16 protein-coding genes are annotated in these 20,995 nt (G+C 59.9%); 2 read left to right on the top strand and 14 right to left on the bottom strand.

The features are described from left to right. Positions 1 to 99: 99 nt before the first annotated feature. The 9 genes from F4V43_RS13990 to F4V43_RS13950 all read right to left on the bottom strand — a co-directional run bounded on the left by F4V43_RS13990 (position 100) and on the right by F4V43_RS13950 (position 10,291). Positions 100 to 837: a TerC family protein gene (locus tag F4V43_RS13990; protein ID WP_150458870.1), complete on the bottom strand. Its 738-nt coding sequence runs from the start codon at positions 835 to 837 to the stop codon at positions 100 to 102. A gap of 171 nt (positions 838 to 1,008) precedes the next feature. Next, positions 1,009 to 1,731 (bottom strand): amino acid ABC transporter ATP-binding protein, encoded by a 723-nt coding sequence (locus F4V43_RS13985; protein WP_150458945.1) that lies wholly within the window; start codon positions 1,729 to 1,731, stop codon positions 1,009 to 1,011. Positions 1,732 to 1,743: 12 nt separating this feature from the next. Beyond that, entirely contained in the window at positions 1,744 to 2,391 is a 648-nt protein-coding gene (locus F4V43_RS13980; RefSeq protein ID WP_150458869.1) for an amino acid ABC transporter permease, read from the bottom strand. A 12-nt stretch (positions 2,392 to 2,403) separates the two neighbouring features. Then, positions 2,404 to 3,228 (bottom strand): basic amino acid ABC transporter substrate-binding protein, encoded by an 825-nt coding sequence (locus F4V43_RS13975; RefSeq protein WP_191089588.1) that lies wholly within the window; start codon positions 3,226 to 3,228, stop codon positions 2,404 to 2,406. 205 nt (positions 3,229 to 3,433) lie between these two features. Continuing rightward, complete coding sequence (aguB, locus tag F4V43_RS13970) at positions 3,434 to 4,309, bottom strand: N-carbamoylputrescine amidase (RefSeq protein WP_150458868.1); 876 nt, start codon at positions 4,307 to 4,309, stop codon at positions 3,434 to 3,436. A gap of 47 nt (positions 4,310 to 4,356) precedes the next feature. After that, entirely contained in the window at positions 4,357 to 5,385 is a 1,029-nt protein-coding gene (locus F4V43_RS13965) for an agmatine/peptidylarginine deiminase (RefSeq protein WP_150458867.1), read from the bottom strand. Between the two features lie 113 nt (positions 5,386 to 5,498). Next, entirely contained in the window at positions 5,499 to 6,044 is a 546-nt protein-coding gene (yfcE, locus tag F4V43_RS13960) for a phosphodiesterase (protein ID WP_150458866.1), read from the bottom strand. A 228-nt stretch (positions 6,045 to 6,272) separates the two neighbouring features. Next, positions 6,273 to 7,757: a glutamate synthase subunit beta gene (locus tag F4V43_RS13955; RefSeq protein ID WP_150458865.1), complete on the bottom strand. Its 1,485-nt coding sequence runs from the start codon at positions 7,755 to 7,757 to the stop codon at positions 6,273 to 6,275. A gap of 176 nt (positions 7,758 to 7,933) precedes the next feature. Further along, positions 7,934 to 10,291: an EAL domain-containing protein gene (locus tag F4V43_RS13950; RefSeq protein ID WP_150458864.1), complete on the bottom strand. Its 2,358-nt coding sequence runs from the start codon at positions 10,289 to 10,291 to the stop codon at positions 7,934 to 7,936. 348 nt (positions 10,292 to 10,639) lie between these two features. On the opposite strand from F4V43_RS13950, the gene F4V43_RS13945 reads away from it, so the two are divergent. Continuing rightward, the gene (locus F4V43_RS13945) at positions 10,640 to 11,437 is read left to right on the top strand and encodes a helix-turn-helix transcriptional regulator (protein WP_191089587.1); all 798 of its coding nucleotides are present in this window, start codon (positions 10,640 to 10,642) and stop codon (positions 11,435 to 11,437) included. Positions 11,438 to 11,931: 494 nt separating this feature from the next. Here the strand turns inward: F4V43_RS13945 and pulA are convergent, their stop codons facing one another. The 5 genes from pulA to F4V43_RS13920 form a co-directional block, all read right to left on the bottom strand. Beyond that, positions 11,932 to 13,926, bottom strand: a complete 1,995-nt coding sequence (pulA, locus tag F4V43_RS13940; protein ID WP_150458862.1) for a type I pullulanase — start codon at positions 13,924 to 13,926, stop codon at positions 11,932 to 11,934. A gap of 101 nt (positions 13,927 to 14,027) precedes the next feature. Further along, a complete protein-coding gene (locus F4V43_RS13935) occupies positions 14,028 to 14,645 on the bottom strand; it encodes a C39 family peptidase (protein ID WP_150458861.1) in 618 nt (205 codons plus the stop codon). Further along, positions 14,642 to 17,644 carry a PAS domain S-box protein gene (locus tag F4V43_RS13930; protein ID WP_150458860.1) on the bottom strand — a complete coding sequence of 1,001 codons (3,003 nt, stop codon included), beginning with the start codon at positions 17,642 to 17,644 and terminating at the stop codon, positions 14,642 to 14,644. Before F4V43_RS13930 ends, F4V43_RS13935 begins: the two co-directional genes overlap by 4 nt. A gap of 187 nt (positions 17,645 to 17,831) precedes the next feature. Further along, the gene (locus F4V43_RS13925) at positions 17,832 to 18,788 is read right to left on the bottom strand and encodes a glycosyltransferase family 2 protein (RefSeq protein ID WP_150458859.1); all 957 of its coding nucleotides are present in this window, start codon (positions 18,786 to 18,788) and stop codon (positions 17,832 to 17,834) included. A gap of 117 nt (positions 18,789 to 18,905) precedes the next feature. Beyond that, a complete protein-coding gene (locus F4V43_RS13920; protein WP_150458858.1) occupies positions 18,906 to 19,673 on the bottom strand; it encodes a YheC/YheD family protein in 768 nt (255 codons plus the stop codon). 176 nt (positions 19,674 to 19,849) lie between these two features. On the opposite strand from F4V43_RS13920, the gene F4V43_RS13915 reads away from it, so the two are divergent. After that, positions 19,850 to 20,995: a glycosyltransferase family 4 protein gene (locus tag F4V43_RS13915; protein ID WP_150458857.1), complete on the top strand. Its 1,146-nt coding sequence runs from the start codon at positions 19,850 to 19,852 to the stop codon at positions 20,993 to 20,995.

The raw sequence follows: 20,995 nt of genomic DNA, 5'->3' as shown, positions 1-20,995 counted from the left end.
CGGTTGTGTATTTCGCCCCAGCGGGCAATCCGGCAGATACTACCAGTTTATTATACCCAATAACCCGGCAAAATTCCGTTGAATCACCCAAGCGCCCCGTTATCCTTTCTTGCCCTCCCGCCGCCGCTTGGCCCGGCTGTAAATCAGCGTACCCGCGAACATGGCAATGAGGACGGCAAAGAATACGGTATGCGGCAGCTCGTAGCCAAAGGCGCCGGCGAGCATCTTGCCGGCAATGATGGCGATGAGCAGGAAGGCTGTCTGCTCCAGCTCCGGGAACTTGTCGATCAGTCTCAGGAAGAGCTGGGCGACGCCGCGCATCATCAGCACGCCGAGGATGCCGCCCATGAACAGCACCCAGACCTCGTCGCTGAGGCCGAAGGCCGCAATGACACTGTCGATGCTGAAGGCGATGTCCATCAACTCGACGAGAAGCACCGTTCTCCAGAAAGAAGCGCCGCGGTTGACCGTCTTCTCCTCTCCGCCTCCCCGGAACAGCCCTTTATACGCAATGTAGAATAAATAGAGCGCGCCCAGAACTTTGACCGTTGTGAACTTGATTAAGTACGTTCCAAGCCCAATGGCAATGAAGCGGAACAGATAGGCACCTATAATCCCATAGAACAGCGCCTTCTTCTGCTGCTCCTTCGGCAGGTGCCGGACCATGACGGCCAGAACGAGCGCATTGTCGGCCGACAGCAGGCCTTCCAGCAGCACAAGACTGCCTATGATGCCCCAGCTGACCGGATCGGACAAGGTGGCGGCGATATCACTCCACGAGAAGAAATGGCCGTAATTCTCGCTGATGCTCCGAAAAAAGTCGGCAAACCAATCCATTGATGTTTAACCCTCCGGCTGCAAATTATTAAGCGGATAACCCGTTCTACTATACTCTTTTTTATACGTCTCGGCCAGAAAGAGGTTCCCTGCACGCCGTCTTCGCCGAACGCAAAACCGCCGCGGCATGCGCCCCGGCGTTCTTGACCTCTGCGGAACAAGCGGCCTCTCTTACAGCACTTTGGACAAAAACTCCCGCGTCCGCGCCTGCTGCGGCTTCCCGAACAGTTCCTCCGGCGTCCCTTCCTCAACAATGTCGCCGCCTTCCATGAACAGCACGCGGTTGCCGACCTCCCGCGCGAAGCCCATTTCATGCGTCACGACGACCATCGTCATTCCTTCGGATGCCAGATTCTTCATGACGGCCAGCACTTCGCCGACCATCTCCGGGTCCAGGGCAGAGGTGGGCTCGTCGAACAGCATCATCTTCGGCTCCATCGCCAAGGCCCGGGCGATCGCCACGCGCTGCGACTGGCCGCCCGAGAGCGACGCCGGATACGCGGCAGCTTTGTCCGCCAGCCCGACCTTCTCCAGCAGCTCCATTCCTTTGGCCCTGGCCCGATCCGGCGTCCAGCGGCGGACCTGAACCGGAGCCAGCATCAGGTTCTCGATCACCGTCTTGTGCGGGAAGAGATTGAACTGCTGAAAGACCATGCCCACCTCGGTCCGCACATCGTGAATCCGCGTCTTGGGGTCCGTCAGAGAGATGCCTTCAATGACAATCTCTCCGCCCTGCGGCCGTTCCAGCAGATTCAGACAGCGCAGGAAGGTGGATTTGCCGGAGCCGGACGGACCGATGACGACCACGACCTCCTGCGGATAAATCTCGACGTTCACATTGCCGAGCACCACATGGGCGCCGAACGCTTTGCGCAGATGCCTGACGGCAATAATCGGTTCCATCGGTTACAGCCTCCGTTCCACTTGCTGCAGCAGCTTGTTGAGCAGATAGGTGAGGATAAAATACAGCACCGCCGCCGTCAGATACGGCTCCCAGATGCGGTAATACTGGCCCTTCATTGTATTGCCCCAGTACATAATCTCCGGCATGGCGATGACCGCCAGCAGGGACGAATCCTTGACCAGCACGATGAACTCGTTGCCAAAAGCAGGCACCATCCGCTTCACCGCCTGCGGCAGCACGACGAAGCGCATCGCCTGCCTCCCCGTCATGCCGAGCGACAAGGCCGCCTCCCGCTGCCCGCCGTCGATGGACTGAACGCCCGCCCGGAAGATCTCCGCCGAATAGGCGGCCGAGTTCAGCGAGAGCGCTACGACGCCGGAGACCAGCGCATTCGTGCTGCCGTAGAAGACCGGCACGATGCCGAAGTGGACGATCAGGATCTGTACATAGAGCGGCGTTCCGCGAAAAATATTGATGTAAGCATCGAACGGCAGCCGCAGCAGCCGGCTCCGGAGCATTTTGCCGAACCCGATACCAAGGCCCAGCACCGAACCGATCAGGATGGAGGCGGCGGAGACCCCGACCGTGTACAGCATCCCCCGCATGAATAAAGGCAAATAGTGCATGACCAGATCCATTCTGAAATCCATCGCCGCATCCCCTTACTTCGCCTGCTTCAGATTCTCCAGATTCGGCGCTTCCCCGAACCATTTCTTGTAGATCTCTTCATACTTGCCGTTATCCAGCACCTTCTGGATGGCCGGGTCCAGCTTCGCTTTCAGCTCGCTGCCCTTCGGATACAGAATGCCGTAATACTCCGAGGTAAAGTTGGTGTTGTCGGTGATGCCGACCAGCTTCTGGTCCGGATTGTTCTTGATGAACTCGCGCACGATGGCGATGTCCGCCACCACCGCGTCCGCGCCGCCCCCTTGCAGCTCCATCAGTGCAACCGCATTGCTGTCGAACCGCTTCAGCTTCGCATTGTCCATGCCCATGATGCCGCTCATCAGCGTATCGGCTGTCGTCGCCGTCTGCACAGCGACCTTCTTATCCTTCAGATCAAGCGCGCTCTTGATGTCGCTGCCCTCCTTGACCATAATCATGTTCGTCGACTCAAAATAAGGGATGGAGAAGTCATACGTCTCTTTCCGCTCATCCGTAATGGATACGGAAGACAGACCGGCCTGATACTCCGTTCCCTGCTTGACGCTCTCAAGCATCGTATCCCAGCCGGTATTGGAGACCTCGTACTTCATTCCGGCTTCCTCCATTACCGCCCGGATAAAGTCGATGTCGAAGCCTTTGATCTTGTCTCCGTCCATAAACTCCATCGGCGCATAGCTGGCGTCGCTCGCGAACTTGACGGTCTCTCCGCCGCCCGAACCCGAGCTGCCGGAGCCTTCCTTGTTGTTGGAGCCGCATCCCGCTGCCGTCAGCAGCATCAATGCCATAATAGCTGACATAAAAATCGCTTTTCTCTTCTTCATCCCCTGACCCCCCAAAATATAGTCGCTAAACTTAAAGAGATTTTATCAGATCAAAGCAACGGTGACAATTATATTTCTACTTAAATGTTATGTTATATAACATTTGATGGATACTCTTAGCGGATCGATTAGAATTCATACAAAAAAACAGCAGCCGGGAGTTGCCTCCTTGCTGCTGTTGCATTCTGTCCGTTTCTCCATTCAATCAGAACGTCAAATCCCCGTCATAACTCGCGATCATCCGGTACAGCTCCGGACGGCGGTCGCGGAAGATGCCCCACTCGATCCGGCCGACCTCAAGCTGGTCCAGATCGAACTCGGCGGTCAGCACCGCCTCTTCGCCGCGTCCCGCTTCGGCAATCATATTGCCCTGCGGACCGGCGATGAACGACGAGCCGTAGAAGTCGATGCTCGACTCCTCGTCCTCTTCCCGGCCGATCCGGTTCGATGCCACCACCGGGATCAGGTTGGCGGCGGCATGGCCGCGCATCGTCATCTGCCAGTGGTCCTTGGAGTCGATCGAGCCGTCCTGCGGCTCCGAGCCGATGGCGGTCGGATAGAACAGAATCTCCGCGCCCATCAGCGTCATGACGCGCGCCGCTTCCGGGTACCACTGATCCCAGCAGACGCCGACGCCGATCTTGGCGTACTTCGTATTCCAGACCTTGAAGCCCGTATCGCCGGGGTTAAAGTAGAACTTCTCTTCATAGCCCGGTCCGTCCGGGATATGGCTCTTGCGGTATTTGCCCAGCACGGTTCCGTCGGCGTCGATGACGGCGAGGGAGTTGTAGCGGGCATAGTTCTTTTTCTCATAGAAGCTGATCGGCAGCACGACCTTCAGTTCCTTCGCCACTTCCTTGAAATGATTGACGGCGCGGTTCTGCTCCAGCTCGGTGGCGTAGGCGTAATAGTCCGACTTCTCCTTCTGGCAGAAATACGGCGTCTCGAACAGCTCCTGCAGCAAAATAATCTGCGCGCCCTGGGCCGCCGCCTCGCGCACCAGCTTATCCGCCTTGCGGATATTCTCTTCAATATCGCATGAGCAGCTCATCTGTGTAGCCGCTACCTTCACTTGTCTCACGATGATGTCCCTCCTCGCTCTGCGGCCTTAAGCCGCGGCTCTGATCGTCAATGCCCCTTCGGCATCTGTTGGGTGGTGCAGTGCACGTTGCCGCCTTCCGTGATAACGGCCAACCCGTCTACGGTGCGGATTACACGGTCCGGGAAAAGCTCCTGCAGCTTCGCCTCCGCAAGCCGGTCAGCCGCTTCCGCCGCCCCGCCGAATACCGGCAGAATAATCCCGCCGTTCACAAAATAGAAATTCAGATAGCTCAGCGTCAGCCGGCTGTCTTCATGATCGGCGCGCGGCGGCTGCTGAATCGTGTGGATCTCCAGCTTCCGGCCCCTGGCATCCACGGCCTCTTCCAGAATGCGCAGATTCTCCTGCGCAATGGCGTAGTTCTCGTCGGCCGGGTCGTCGCAGATCTGGATCAGCACCTTGCCGGGACCGATGAAGCAGGCGATGTTGTCGACATGGCCGTCCGTCTCGTCGCCGCTGAGGCCACGCTTCAGCCAGATGACCTTCCGGGCTCCGGTGAATTTATGCAGATACTCTTCGATGTCGCCGACTCCGAGACCGGGATTGCGGTTCGGATTCAGCAGACATTCCTCCGTCGTCAGCAGCGTGCCTTCGCCGTCGGTGTGGATCGAACCGCCTTCCATAACAATCGGCGCATCGAACCGGTCGATATGCAGCCGCTCCAGAATCTGCGGCGCGACCTTGTCGTCAAGGTCCCACGGCGAATATTTGCCGCCCCAGGCGTTGAACTTCCAGTTCACGCCCGCAAGCTTGCCCTCCGGACCGGTCAGAAAGGTGGGCCCGTTGTCGCGGAGCCAGGCGTCGCTGTGCTCGATCGGCATCAGCTCAACGTTCGGGAAGTCCAGCAGACGCCGGACCTGTTCGGCTTCCTCGGGATTCACGATGACCGTAACCGGCTCGAACTCGGCGATGGCCCGGATAATGCCGGCATAGCCTTCGCAGACGGAGGCGTGGCTGCCGGGATAACACATGGAAGCCTGTACCGGCCAGGAGATAAAGGTGCGCTCATGCTCGGCCCACTCGGCCGGCATGCTATAGTTGAGGTCAATTGGATTCATGGCTTGGATTCCCGCTTTGCTGAAAGATTTGGATAAAGCGCAGGCTGGCCGCGATTTACCTCACCTATCATACAATATAATACCCGTCAACAAAAGCGCCGTTCTTGCCCTTCTTATTGGAAAGCAATCGACTTAATCACAGAGCCGTCGAATCCTTTGACGGCAAAGCCCGACGGCTCAAGAATGCCGTACGAATTCAGATAGTTCTCTTTGGGAAGCGAGATCGAGCCGGGATTCAGCACATAGATCCCCTCCCGGATGTCCGCCACCGGGACATGGGTATGTCCCTGGATGAAGATATCGCCTGCGTTCAGCGGCGGCAGGGCCTCCATGCCGAAGACATGCCCGTGCGTAGCGAAGATCCGCCGGCCATCGGCCCAGAGCTGAATATCGTCGCCCATCATCGGGAACGCAAGGAGCATCTGGTCCACCTCGGCGTCGCAGTTGCCGCGCAGCCCCAGCAGTTCGGCGCTGCGCTCGTTCAGCAGCTTCGCCACCCCCTGCGGATCGTAGCCCTCGGGCAGCGGATTGCGCGGACCGTGATACAGAAAATCCCCCAGGAACACCAGCCGGTCCGGCCGCTCCTCATCGGCCTTGGCGAGCGCCTTCTCCAGCCAGTGGCGCGAACCGTGAATATCGGAAATAAACATCAGCTTCATGAATTCTTCCAGCCTCCTTCTCGTTCCATAAGCTTCTTGCCTGTAAGCCTCTTGGTCCCATCATAATCCTTCCCCGCCTCCCCTACAACCTGGAGCGGCGGGACGATACCGCGTGCCGCTTATCGCCTGCACACCGAAAAGGACGCCCTCTCGGGCGTCCTCGTTCCGGGTCGTTATTGGTCCCTTGATCCGGATTGATCCGGTTCGTTGAGGGTCGCTTCGGGTCGTTCAGGGCAGCTCCGACGTTCCCATCAGGTAGCGGTCGACTTCGCGGGCAGCCTGGCGTCCTTCGCTGATCGCCCATACGACAAGGCTCTGGCCGCGGCGCATATCGCCGGCGGCGAACACGCCGTCCACATTCGTCGCCTGGAGGCCGAATTCCGCCTTGGCGTTGCCCCGCTCATCGCGCTCCACGCCGAGCTGGTCCATCACCTGCTCTTCCGGACCGGTAAAGCCGAGCGCCAGAAGCACCATCTGCGCCGGGAGCGCTTCTTCGCTTCCCGGAATCTCGACGGCCATCATCCGGCCGTCCTCCGAGCGCTTCCATTCGATGCGCACGGTATGCACTTCGGTCAGATGTCCTCTGCCGTCGCCGCCGAACCGCTTGGTGGACACGAGATAGCGGCGCGGGTCTTCGCCGTATACGGCCGCCGCTTCCTGCTGGCCGTAGTCGACCTTCAGCACCTTCGGATACTCCGGCCACGGATTATCCGCCTGCCGGCTCAGCGGAGCCTGCGGCATAATCTCAAGCTGGACGACGCTCTTGCAGCCGTGGCGCAGAGCGGTAGCTACGCAGTCCGTACCGGTATCGCCGCCGCCGATGACGACCACATCCTTGCCGGCGGCCGACAGATAGCTTCCGTCTTCCAGACCGGAATCCAGCAGGCTCTTCGTGTTCAGGGTCAGGAATTCCATCGCCTGATGGATGCCTTCCAGATCACGTCCCGGTACCGGCAGATCGCGCGCCTTTGTCGATCCGGTGCACAGCACAACGGCATCGTGGCGGCTGCGGAGCTCTTCGGCGCTGACGTCTCTGCCGATCTCCACGCCGGTTACGAATTCGACGCCTTCGGCAGCCAACAGATCAACCCGGCGCTGAACCTTGCTCTTCTCCAGCTTCATATTCGGGATGCCGTAGGTCAGAAGGCCGCCGATCCGGTCCGCTCGTTCGTATACAGTAACCGTGTGGCCGGCCTTGTTAAGCTGCGCGGCGCAGGCCATACCCGCCGGTCCCGAGCCGACGACGGCCACCGTCTTGCCTGTCCGCAGAAGCGGCGGCTCCGGCACGATCCAGCCTTCTTCAAATCCGCGGTCGACGATCGACTTCTCAATATTCTTGATGGTTACCGGACTGCCGTGCTTGCCTACCGTACAGGCCCCCTCGCAGGGAGCCGGGCAGACCCGGCCGGTGAACTCCGGAAAGTTATTCGTCTTGTGAAGGCGGCCCAGCGCCACCTTCCAGTTGCCCCGATAGACCATATCGTTCCATTCGGGAATCAGATTGTGCAGCGGGCAGCCCGAAGCCATGCCCGACAGCAGCCGGCCGACGTGGCAGAACGGCGTTCCGCAGTCCATGCAGCGGGCCGCCTGCTCGCGCAGCTTCTCCTCTTCCAGCGGAACCGTGAACTCATTCCAGCCGCCGATGCGCTCCAGCGCTTCGCATTCGCCGGGCGTCCGGCGCGCATATTCCAAAAATCCTGTCGTCTTACCCATGTTCTTCTCCTCCGTCTCCGTATAACTCTCGCAATGATAACTATGCCGCATTAAAGCAGAGAAGCCCAAGCCTGCGCCGAAGCGCCTCTGCGGGATACTTGCAGGAAATAACCTGATCTTATCATCCGGTCAGAGCGCGCGGCGTGAGCAATGTCACCTTTTGGAGGATGAAACATTCATTTTGATAGAAAAAGATCATACTGCCGGTTGAAGATGAATTCTTCCAGCTTCGCAGCCGGAAGCGGACGGCTGATGTAGTAGCCCTGAAGCTCATCGGTGCCCAGATGGCACAGCAGCTCGAACTGCTCCTTAAGCTCGACCCCCTCGGAGATGACGCGCAGTCCGAGATTGTGGCCCAGCTCAATCACCGTCCGGACCAGCGTATCATCGGTCGCTCCCGGCCGAATGCCGGAGACGAAGGACCGGTCAATCTTGATGAGGTCGACGGTGAAATGCCGCAGATAGCTGAGCGAGGAGAATCCGGTTCCGAAATCGTCGAGTGAAATGCGGAAGCCCAGCGAGCGCAGCTCTTCAAGCGCTCCGAAGACGGATTCCCCCGACATCAGCACCGTTTCGGTGATCTCCAGCTCCAGGCAGCCGGGCTGGAGCCCGTTGACCTTCAGCGCCCTCGCGAGCTCTCCCGGCAGTCCGGGATGCATGAGCTGGAGGCCCGAAATGTTGACGGCCGCCGTCAGCTCCACGCCGTTCTCCCGGAACCAGCGCAGATCGGTACAGACCCGCTCGATTACCCAGGTTCCGATGCCGAGCATCGAGCCGCCGGCTTCCGCGAGCGGGATGAATTCGGCGGGCGAGACCGGTCCGAAGGTCGGGCTGGTCCAGCGCAGCAGCGCTTCCACTTTGACGACCTCACCCGTTGAAGCGGACAGAATAGGCTGGTAGTGCATCTCCAGCTCCCCGTTTTCGGCGGCCGAGAGAAGCTGCCGGCCGAGCACTTTTTTGCGGCTGACCCTCTCGTCCAGCTGGGAGGAATAGCGAAATACGTTGTTCCGGCCGTTCTCCTTCACCTGGAACATCGCCAGATCGGCGGCCTTGACCAACAGCTCGGCGCTCTCTCCGTTCTGCGGGTACACGCTGACTCCGATACTCGCCGTACTGTGGAACACCTGTCCGTTCAGAAGATACGGCTCGGACAGAACGCGCTGAATCGGGAAGATGCGGGCCTGTATATCCACGGGATCGGACAAATGCGCCAGCAGAATCGTGAACTCGTCTCCGCCCAGTCTGGAGACCAGGTCTTCTGGTCCGACCGCCCCCGAGAGCCTGTCGGCAATCTGCTTCAGGATCGCATCTCCGAAGTCATGCCCCCAGGTGTCGTTGATCGCCTTGAAGTGGTCCAGGTCAATGAACAGCAGGGCAATCTGCCGGCCGCTGCCAGCCGCCTGACGGATGGCCCGGTCCAGCGTCTGAAAGAAGAACGCGCGGTTGGGCAGCCGGGTCAGCGGGTCCAGCATCGCCTTGCTGTGCAGTTCCTGATGGGTGCTCTCCAGCGAGGACACCAGCCTGTTGAATTCCTTCTCGACTTCACCGAATTCGTCCCGCCCCGTTAGACCGATCCGCACGGTCAGATCGCCGCTCTGCCGAATGACCCGGATGCTGCGAACCAGCGCCGCCATCCGGTTCAGAATCGTGCGGTTGATAAACAGCAAGCTGAGCAGGCAGATGCCGGTTGTCGATATAACGAAGAACAGCGTGAAGTTCGACATGGCGTTCTGGCCGCTCAAATAGATATGGCGCTCCTGCTCCATCGAGAGGATAATGCCCGGGTTGCCGAACAGGTCATAGATTACGCCGTGTCCCGCCAGGAAATGTCCCGAGAGCTTCTCTACCCAGATATCCTGTCCCCCGCTGCCCGCCAGCCGTTCGCCCGTAGCGCTCTCCACTGTAATTCCGGAGGGACTCAGGCGGCCGATCCGGCCGATCTCTTCCCGGTCCAGCATGCGTCCGGCGACCGCCATTCCGGCAACGGGGCCCGAACGGTCGTTGCGAACAATGGGCTGGCAGGCGATCAGCATCGGACCTTTCTCCAGCATCACGAGACCCACGAATCGGTCGCTCGCCTCCGTGAATACGGCCAGCCGCTGGCGGATGGACGACAGCAGTTCCGTCACCTCGGGCGTTGCCGGCACCGTCTTCTGGCGTCTCTGATTGTACATGCCGCTGTAGACCAGGTCGCCCCTCCGGTTCGTCAGAGCCATCAGGTCAAAACGGTTGCTCTCAAAGGTAGCCTCGTCAAAATTGCTTTGAATATAAGGATTCTCCGGGTCCGGCGCCGTCCGTTCCCGGACAAAGTCATACGTCTCGTCCCAGACCGAGTAATTGAGCATCGTTTCGTTAATGCCCTGAAGCTCTGTATGATAGGTATTCACGATATCGGACATGCGCGATTCCACCGCCTCGCGGTCCAACTTCGCGAACCGGTCCAGAAATATCGTATTTGAGAGGATATATGTAGACGACAGCGCAAGCACAGCGACGGCAAGAATATATAACAGAATCTTGGTACGCAGTTTCATTGTGGTCTCCCCGGAAGTCGATTTCAGGCGAATAATCAAGTCATTAGGAAAAAAGTCCCGCAACCATTGTATCACGGCTTCAGGACCCCCGATACCGTCCGGGGGGTCCAAATCTTCCCCAGAATCCAATGGGATTCATGCCGGGACCAGGCTCCAAAAAAGCTTCCCCTGAACGTAAGCTTTCTCTCTTTTTACTATCGACCAAATCCTCTGAATAATCGAGAGCCCGCGCCTAGGCGCAGGATGCCGGATGAACGGCTGAAACCAATTATATATCATTGAAAAATATGACTTAATAGGATATATTCCCTTTTGTATTATTTCTCTGTCATGAGGAGGAGGTCTTCGATGTTCAGCAGTCTTGCAGAGAAGAAGAGCTGGTTCACCCCGGATGATCTGGTTCCTGAAAGGAGAGCCCGGTTCGGCAGCGCTCTGTCCGAGGGCGTTTCTTTTACTTTTGTTGACTCCCCTTCGCAACCCAGAATGAGCGATGTGCCGGAGAACAGCCTGTTGTCCTGTATTCATTCCGTCACAGCCCGCTCCGCGGCGTCGGTCGTCCTCCCCTTCACCTTGATGGCCGTATCGGCGGAAGGACGGGTGCTTGAACTCATTCACTCCAACGAAACGCTGCGCCGGGAAGCCGAGCAGGCGGGCCTGCGCCGCGGATTGATGCTGGACTTGCTTCATGCCGGAATGAATGCGGTTTCGCTTGCAATGGAGACGGGAGGCCCGACCGTAGTTCGGGGGGTGGAGCATTCCCACCCCGTATTCCGGCAGTGGAATTGCATCTGCGCTCCGCTTGTGTTCGAGGATCGGCGATACGGATTTCTGGACCTGTCCTTCAGCGTGGCCCGCGAGGTCGAGTTCGCGGTTCCGTTCGTTATTAAGCTGGCGGAGGATATCTCCGCCCAGGTGCAGGCCTGCGACCCCTGTATGAGACGCAGCCGCATTCAGGAGCTTTTTCAGGAATTCGGACTGACTCCAAGAGAACGCGAGGTTGCCGAGCTGTGGATGAACAAGAAGGGGGCGCTGCATATTTCCAGCCAACTGGGAATCAGCGAGGGAACGGTACGCAATACCGTCAAACGCATCTACGAGAAGATGAAAGTAAGCGACCGGGCGGAAATGATAGGGCGGCTTCTCTGAAGCCGCTTTTCTTATAGGATCAAAGCAAGCAGACTCATGACGGGAACGGATTCCCTCTTAATTAGCAGCGTTTCTCGCCCCGTGACAAAATCAGCCTCTTCCTGCGATTAAATGACTTGCTGTCGTTCTGAATCCGAATTAAGCCTGATACGCAGTCAATTGCTGCATTGGGGAAATAACAAGCTCCAACGACCGTAATTAATATGGCAGCGGACAGGATGAGTAATGGAGCAGATTGCCCATGCAGGGATCACGATCAGAGATGCAACAATAAACACCACCTATAGATTATCTCCAGCGCCGCCTCCAATCCATATCCTTCCCGGATATTTACAAGCCACCGCATTGCTCTTATAATACTCGGTCTCTGTTTTGCAGCAAAAATAACCCCCTGAACGTCTTCCCCCGCATAGGGGGAAGGTTCAGGAGGCTGTTCGATTCCGACCTGCCGCTGCGGGCGGTCGGCACGCTGGCTGCGCCGAGGCTCGGACGCCTCAGTCGTGCGTCGCCAGTCCGCTCTGCGGCAGCACTGCGACGACGGCCATGCCGGCGCCGGTCAGCTCAAGCCGATTGGCGGAGAGATCGCCAAGAATCTCGTCGCCGAAGATCGGCTTCCAGTCGCCGAGTTCCGGAAGTTCAAAGACGGCACCTTCCGGCTTCGGGTTATAGGCGACAAAAAGGTGTTCGGCGGCGTCCCCGCCGGCATGTCCGCGCAGCGTGTAGGCGACCGTGCCGAGCGGCGCCGGCTCGAAGAACAGATGATGCCGGATGTCTTCGGCCTTGCGCAGCCGGAACGCCGGATGGCGAAGACGGAGCGAGATCAGCCGCTTCATGTAGGCAACATCGTCCTGGCGTTCGGCGCAGCGCTCCCAGTCGAGCCAATTGACTTCGTCCGGCGACTTATAGCTGTTCTCCACGCCGCCCTTGGTGCGCATGAACTCCTGTCCCGCATGCAGGAAGGCGATGCCCTGGCTGGTCATCACCATCGCGGAAGCGAGGCGGTGCAGGGCGCGCAGATGTTCCTCGCCTGCGTCCTCGTTGGAGAGAACGAGCTTATCCCAGAGCGTATGATTGTCATGGCACTCGACATAGTTGACGCTCTGATCCGGTTCATGGGCAAAGCCCGCCAGACCCGGAGCGAACGGAATGCCTCCGGCTACGACGGTCTTGACCTTCCGCTCAAAGCCGCGGGCTCCGCTGACGAAGCCTTTGCGGTCGAAGATGAAGATGTCGCCCTTGACCGTGTCTCGGAAATCATCGCTGAACTGGCCGATCCGCGGCATCTCCTTGCTGTTCTTCTGATGGGCAAGCCGGTTCGTGTCCAGCTCGGTATCAATGATCCAGCCTTCTCCGATGGTCATGATCGTCGGGTCGATCTCGTCCAGACGGCGGCGGACCTCGTTGATGGTGTCATAATCCATCAGACCCATCAGGTCAAACCGGAAGCCGTCGAAATGATATTCCTTGGCCCAGTAGAGCACGGATTCCACAATGAAACGGGACATCATTATGCGTTCGGTGGCGTTGTCGTTGCCGCAGCCGGAGCCGTTGGAGAGCGTTCCGTCTTCGGCGTAGCGCAGATAATAGCCCGGCACGAGCTTCGAGAAGTTGGCGCGGTAGCCGTCATAGACATGGTTATAGACCACGTCCATAATGACGCGCAGACCGCGGCGGTGCAGCGCCTGGATCATCTCTTTCAGCTCGCGGATGCGGACTCCCGGAACGTACGGGTCGGTCGCATAAGAGCCTTCCGGGACATTGTAGTTCTTCGGGTCGTAGCCCCAGTTGAACTGCGGCTCATCCAGCCGGCTCTCATCGACGCTCTCGGTGGAATAATCATAGACAGGGAGAAGCTGCACATGCGTCACGCCCAGATCGGCAATATGGTCCAGACCGGTCCGAATACCGCCCGGACCCCGGGTTCCGCTCTCGGCCAGGCCGGCGAACTTGCCTTTGGCCGAGATGCCGCTGGCCGGATGAATCGACAGATCGCGGACATGCAGTTCATAAATCACGGCGTCGGTCGGGGCTTCCAGCGGTTCGGCATCGACGCGGTCTTCCGCCCAGCCCTCCGGGTCGGTTCCGCGCAGATCCAGGATCGCACCCCGGTCTCCGTTGACCCCGACAGCCCGGGCATAGGGATCGGCCGCTTCCTGCCAGCGGTCCTCCTGAAGCCGCACCCGGAAGGTATAGAAAGCGCCTTCGAGATTGCGGTTAACGGCAAGACTCCACACGCCGCGCGCTTCCCGGCTCATGGCCAGACGCTCCGCCGTTCCGCCCGTTCCGGCATCGTACAGCGCGACTTCTGCTTCCAGCGCCGTTGGCGCCCACAGCTTGAAGGTTGTCGCTTCCGGACTGTAGCTCACTCCCAGATCACCGCCGTCATAGGCGAACATTTCGTCAAATGCGGGATCGAATACGGACACGCCGCCGGTCGCCGCCGGGTCACCGTAATAGAGGGGTTCTTCCATCTCTCTTTGTACCGACATGGATTCATGCTCCTTTGAGGGTATGCGCGCATACCTGAATAATGTAGCGAATCAGAGAATTGCAGGGTGTGCAAACGTTTGATTTCCAGTTATCCCCGGCATTATACACCCCGGTTCTCCGGGGTGTCAATGCGAAGGCTAACCATCGTGAGAACGGGCCGGTTGGCCTCATAGGCGATGCGCCGCTCCCGTCCCGGGACGGCCTCGCCGCTGCGCTTGCGCCCCCCGTTGTCATGCAGCAGCAGGAAGCGATTCTTCCCCTCCACTTCATAGCCGATGCCGACCGTCCAGTGGTAATCGAACGCATAGTCTCCCCGCCAGCGCAGAGCCGACCAGCGGTCGAACTTGACGGCAACCGGACGCCCCGCGTCGATCTCCTCCCGATACCGCTCAAAATCCCTAAACACCGCAAGGAAGACGCGGGCCCCTTCCGGCGCATGCCTCTTCCAATAGCGGCGCAGGCCCCGGACCAGTCCGCCGGCGCTCATGCCCCAGGGGCGTCCGCCATAGCGCTCATACATATGGTTGATCCGGGCAGGGGCGGATTCCGCCGCCCCGCTTCCGGGCAAGGCCAGGCCGGCCCAGTAGTCGGCCAGGGCGGCCATGGCCGCGGGTCCGCAGGCCGAGGCCGGGCGCGAGACACCCGCTTCCCACTGGGAGAGCGGGGCAAGATTCAGGCGGCGGGAGAAGCGCTCCGCCCGCCCGTCCGCTTCGCTCATTCTTCCGCTCCGGCCTGTACGGGAAGCGTGAAGTAGAAGTCGGAGCCGACTCCGTGCACGCTGTCGACGGCGATGGCGCCGCCCATCAGCTCGACGATTTTTTTGCAGATGGACAGTCCAAGGCCGGTACCGCCGTACTTGCGGTTAATGAACGGGTGAAGCTGGGAGAACGGCTGGAACAACAGCGCCTGCTTGCCGGCCGCGATGCCGATCCCCGTATCCCGGACATGGAAGCGCAGCGTCATGCCGCCCGGTCTGGAAGATGCGGCTGCCGACACCTCCAGATGGACGCTGCCCTCTTCGGTGAATTTCACCGCGTTGCTGACCAGGTTGACCAGCACCTGGCGCAGCCGGGCGCCGTCGCCGTTGATAATGGAAGGAACCTCGTCGCCGATGCTGGAGGTAAGCCGGATGCCCTTCTCCTGGGCTTTGGGACCGAACAGATCGGTCACCCCTTCAATCATATCCCGCAGCGCAAAGGGCTCGCAGAGCAAGGTCATTTTGCCGGCTTCGATCTTGCTGAGGTCCAGAATTTCGTTCAGAATCTGCAGCAGGGAGTGGCTGCTCTGATTGATAATCTCGGCATATCCGCTCTGCTCTTCATCCAGCTCGGTCTGCAGCAGCAGATCGGTCATGCCCATAATCCCGTTCATCGGGGTGCGCAGCTCATGGCTCATGACGGCGAGGAACTCCGACTTGGCCCGGTCGGCCTGCTCCGCCGATTCCTTGGCCTTGATAATCTCGGCTTCATTCGTCATATCGCGGAATACGACCACGGTCCCCTGGCGTCTTCCCTGATCGAACAGCGGCGTAACCCGGTACTCCGCGATGAAGCTGGAACCGTCGGCCCGCCACAGCACCGCTTCCCTGCCATGCGAGGAGTCTCCGCTGCGGACCGCTTCCAGCAGCGGCGCCGACATCGGATCGTAGACCATCCCCGACAGCGCAGTCTGATGCAACAGGTCCTCCACCCGCCGTCCCCGCAGTTCTTCGTTCGGATAACCCAGCATCCGGGAGGCGGAAGGATTGATGAACATGACTCTGCCTTCCTGATCCAGCCCGAAGATACCCTCGGTCACCGAGTTGAGAATGAGCGTATACTCGCTGCTGAGACGCTCAATCTGCTCGATATAGCGCGTCCGCTCGGTAATATCGCGGGAGATACCGTAGACGCCGACAATTCTCCCGTCCACAATGATCGGGATGTTGACCGTATTGATCTCGATTTCGTATCCGTCCCTGTGGATGATCGTCAGGTCGTAGCTCTGCGGTTCCCCCTGGGCCGCGAGATTGAAATGATGCAGCGTTTTGTCCATATCCTTCTCGGCTACCAGAGGGCCGAAATACATGCCGATCAGCTCGTCCAGCGTATAGCCGGTCAGCTTCTCCAGATTCTCGTTGGCGGTCAGATAGTCGCCCTGCAGATTCATGGAATAGACCGCAGACGGATTGTATTCGAATATTGACTTGTACCGCTGCTCGCTCTCCTTCAGCTTGAACTCCATCTGCTTGCGCTCCGTAATATCGCGAGCGATCGCAACGACTTCCTGCGGATAGCCGTTCTCCCCGTAGACAAACCGGCAGCTCGTCTCCATCCAGCAGAACGACCCGTCTTTGCGGCGGTACCGGAATTGGAGGACCGGAATATTGCCCGTTAACCGGGCATGGCTTACCTGCTTGAGCATTCGCATCCGGTCATCGGGATGCAGATGTTCCGCCGTCCGCAGCTGCTGCACTTCCTCCGGCTCATAGCCGAGCAGCGTGCGGCTGGCCGGCGAACAGTAGACGACCCGGCTCTCTTCAAGCGAATAGCGGACAATGAGATCAAGGGAGGTCTCCGAGATGAGCCGGTAATTCCGCTCGCTCTCCCGAAGCTGCTGCTCCATCTTCATGCGTTCCGTGATATCCTGCATCATGCCGACCAACTGGCCGGGACGGCCGTCCCGGTCAGGTATCACTTCCCATTCGACATTCACGGTGATCCACTCTCCGGGTGGACCGATCCGGTAGACGGTCTTGCCGGAGCGGCCGGCAAAGGCGCGCTCGGCCACGACATTCACCCGGTCAAGATCATCGGGATGGAGATAACGGGCGAAGTCCTCATACGGAATCAGCGGACCCAGACAGTATGACACCATCTGACGGATTTCGTCGGAGAAGGCGATCAATCCCGTCTTCAGATTCCAGGACCACGAGCCGATCCGCGCAACGCGCTGGGCGACGGCCAGTTCTTCCTCGCTCCGCTTGCGGTCGGTTACATCATGGCCGATGCCCATGATCCGTTCGACCTGCCCGTCATCGCCCGTAATGATCTGAAAAGAAATCTCGAACCAGCGGTAATGTCCGTCCTTGTGCCGCAGGCGGCGGAGCCGGCTTGCGCCGGAACGCGCTTCGCTCACGATGTCCGCAGACGGTTCGCGGTCCTCCGGATGGTAATAATCCCAGCGGTTGGTCCCGATGACTTCATGGACCGCATATCCCAGAATCATTTCGAACGACGGAGAGAGGAAGGTAAGCGTCCCGTCCGGCTGGCTGACGGAAATAATATTGTGTTCGCTCTGAATGAACAGGTCGTACAGATCCCGGCTGTTGATAGTAATCTGGTCGGCAATTTTGCGGTCCGTAATATCCTGGGCATACAGCAAAACGACTTCCTCGCCGTTCTCCCGGACCTCCCGGACATAGCGCAGACCGAGCCAGACGTGACGCCCCGGCTCCGGCGCGAAGCGCCAGTCCATCTCATAGACTCTGCCGGAGGCTGCGAGCAAATGGCTCAGAATCGAGTCGAACGGAGGAAATTGCCCTTCCGGTCTCAAGAGTTCCGGGCAAGAATCCAGGCCTTCGGCCCACTGCGGGCGCTCCCCTCCTGTCAGGATGTCGCGCATGGCGGCATTCGCCTGCATCCACCTGCCGTCCGCAGGGCGCAGCAGCGCAATCCCGAACGGGGCTTTGTCGAATGCCATATCCATCCACTCTTGCTGCAGTTGAACATTATCCATCTAGGGAGGCTCCTCCTTTGCTCTAGCCGCTTGTCCATTCATTCGTTTGTATGTACCAGTATACGCTAAAACCTCTCCCCGAAGAAGCGGGGAGAGGATAGAAAAGCACCCGCCGCCGGCCGCTCCAGCCGGCGAATACGGGTGCACGGGCCCTGCGGCGGCCGGCCGGGCGCATCAGCGCTGCGCTCTAGTCGGCAGGCAGCTTGCTTCTCCCTGCCCAGGAGTCCGATTGTCCGCTCATGACGGCTCGCAGCCGTTCCAGTCCCCGGCGGTAGCCGCGGCTGGCTTCGGCATCCCTCCGCAGCCGGGTCTCCGCGTACAAGAAGCCCACGGTCCACAGCAGCATTCCGTAGCGGAGCCGGGTCATGGGAGTGCGCAGCCGAAGCAGCTCATAATGGTTCACCACCTTGGAATAGGAGACCTGCTCCCGCCGGTCCCTGGAAGCCGGAGATCCGTGGTGCAGCAGCCGCATGGCCGGGTTGACCAGCATCGGGCCGCTACGTCCGGCGATGAACGACAGATACAAGTCTTCTCCCAGACTGTAGCCGGTGAGCCATTCCTCCGCTTCGGCCTCGCTCAGCGCGGAACGGCGAAAGCACATATTGCAGCCGTGAAGAAACTCCGTCCGGAACGTCCGCTTCTGGCGGTTCCACAGATTCATGGAGGAGGCAAATCCGCTGTAGGACAGCTTGCCCGGGGACAGGCGCCCTCTTCCGCTGAGCAGCATGAGCATTCTGCCCTTCAGCGAACAGGAGAATCCTTGATCCACGCCGCCGACTCCCACCGCCTCCGGGTGAGCGGCCAGCGTCGCCCGAAGCTGGGACAGATAATCGGGCGCAAGCTCCACGTCGTCGTCCAGGAACAGCAGCATTTCGTTGCGCGCGGCGCGAACGGCGTACAGCCGGGACCGGATCAGACCGGCCTCGGCCGGATTTTTGCGGTAATAGATCAGATCGACCCACTCCGGAGCTTGCTCCCGCGCCCCATCCAGCCAGGAACGGGACGTTTCGCCGTCGTCAATCAGCATCAGTTCGATGCGTGCGTCTTCGATCCGCTGGCTGTAGAGAGACTTCAGGCAGCGAAGCAAATCGTCATGCCGATTCCGTGTGCAAATTGCGATGGATAATCTCCAGAAGCCATCCATAGTTCTTCTACTCCCGCCTTTCTTCAACTTCCACGTCCATCCTGATGCCTAACAGATGCCACTACTTACCCCGCGATGCAGGTAATGAATCAGGAAATTTTTTACTTTATCAGGATTTCAATGGCCGTTCCGGAGCCGGAATCGCCGGTATGCCATGACTTTCCGGTACATGGATTTGTCGTGAAGCTGATTGAAAATGTACGGGTCCGGGTTCGTGTTGACCTCGATAATCCACGGGGTCAGCGCCGGGTCCAGCCCGATATCAATTCCTAATTGATGGAAGCCGGGGTAGTGCTTGCCGTAAAACCGTCCGATCCGCTGCCCCAGCCGCTTCAGCTCACGGACTAGTTCCCGTTCCCGGGCCTCGCTCATATGAGGAGCCAGCAGGGTATGAATATCCGTAGGCTTGCCGCCGCTGTGATAATTCGTAACGGCCTTGCCTTTGGCTGCCACCCGGCCAATCAGCCCTGTGGTCTCCCAGCGTCCCTTCGGACTGAGCTGGACCATAACCCGCAGATCGAAGCGGCGGCCGCCATGCTTCAGTAGCGGAATGCCCCGCTGAACGAGATAGCTCCGCTTGCCCGCCCGCTGCCGCAGCGACCGGTAGAGGCTGTCAAACCGGTCGAACCGGTAGATCCGCGTTCCCGACTGGTACTTGTATCCCTGGCCGAAGGGCCCCCGTTCCATTTCAACCCGCATCACGCCGTTGCCGTAAGTTCCCCTCTCCGGCTTCACATAGACCATCCCGTAACGGTGCAGCATCCGCTCGACATGTCCTGCCGTCATCCGGCTGGTCTCCGGAATTAGCGGCGCGACTTCCGGGCTCTTCATCAGAATAACGGTTTTGACCCATTTGCTGGTCATGGTTGTTCGTCTTTGTCTCATGCCCACTGCCCTCTCTGCTTCTGGCGGTATTCGCTTTTCGCCAACAGAATATGCGAGAGGACTGCGGAAGGCATGGGATAAGGGCCTGCTCACCCGTGTCTGGCCGCGCATCTTCCGCATATGCTGAAGCGACAGGCCGCCGCCCGTCTGTCGGCGGCCAGGGAAGGAGTGAGTCCATGCGAATCTGCTTCATCGCGCCGCCGCGGTTCCCGCTCCCGGGCAGCGGTTCCGTGGAGATCAGCATCTGGGCGGCGGCCCGGCGGCTCGTGCTCCGGCATGAGGTGACCGTGCTCAGCCGCCGGGCCCCGGGACTGCCGGAAGAGGAGATCCGCGAAGGCGTCCGGCTGCTGCGGCTTCCCGCCGCTCCGTCCTTCCGTTACGCCGAAGGAATCGTGGAGGCGATCGCCGCCGGGAACTTCGACCTCATCCAGGTCGATAACCGGCCGGCGCTGCTGCGGGCAGTCAAAGAAGCCTATCCTGCACTTCCGGCAGTGCTGTACCTGCATTCGCTGACGTTCGTGCCGGCGGGACCGCTTACCGCAGCCCGCCTGTATCCCGCAGACGCCGTCATCGTCAACAGCGCTTCTCTTGCCGACCGGCTCCGCCGCCGGTTCCCCGGCCTGGGCCTCGCCCCGCAGGTCGTGCCGCTGGGCGCCGATCTGTCCCGGTTCGTCCCGGCAGACGAAGCCCTGCGGGACCGCATGCGCAGTCTGTACCGGATTTCTTCCCGCCGCTACGTCCTTCTCTTCGCGGGAAGGGTGATCCCGCGCAAGGGCCTGCCGGTGCTGATCCGCGCCGCCGCACGCGTGAACCGGTTCTATCCGGTTCAGCTGGTCGTTGCCGGAAGCGGAGACGCCCGGTATATCCGCCGCCTCCGGAGTCTGGCCCGGCGGCTTCGGCTGCCGTTCCTGTTCCTGGGCCCGGTACCCCATGGCGACATGCACCGCATCTACCAGGCGGCCGACTGCTTCATCTGCCCCTCCCAGCGGCATGAGGCCTTCGGGCTCGTGAATGTGGAAGCCATGGCCTCCGGGCTGCCTGTGATCGCTTCCGCGATCGGCGGTATAGTAGAGATTCTCGGCTCCGGCCGAACCGGGATGCTGGTTGCCGACTACCGCCGCCCCTCGGCCTTTGCCCGGGCCATCCGCACCCTGATCCGCCGTCCCGACAGGGCACGGGCGATGGGCGAAGAGGGGCGGAGGGCGGCTGTCGACCGTTACGGCTGGGAAGCCACGGCCCGGAGACTGGAGTCTCTGTACAGACAGACCCTGGAGTCCCGGTGGTCAAGACCCCATTTAGTGGACATTGAAAAAAACACCTAG

Source organism: Paenibacillus spiritus (genome assembly GCF_008710135.1).
In the GTDB taxonomy this organism is placed as follows: Bacteria; Bacillota; Bacilli; order Paenibacillales; family Paenibacillaceae; genus Paenibacillus_AQ; species Paenibacillus_AQ glufosinatiresistens.
The sequence above is the reverse complement of the archived record's forward strand: the minus strand, read 5'-3'. Positions and strand labels throughout refer to the sequence as shown.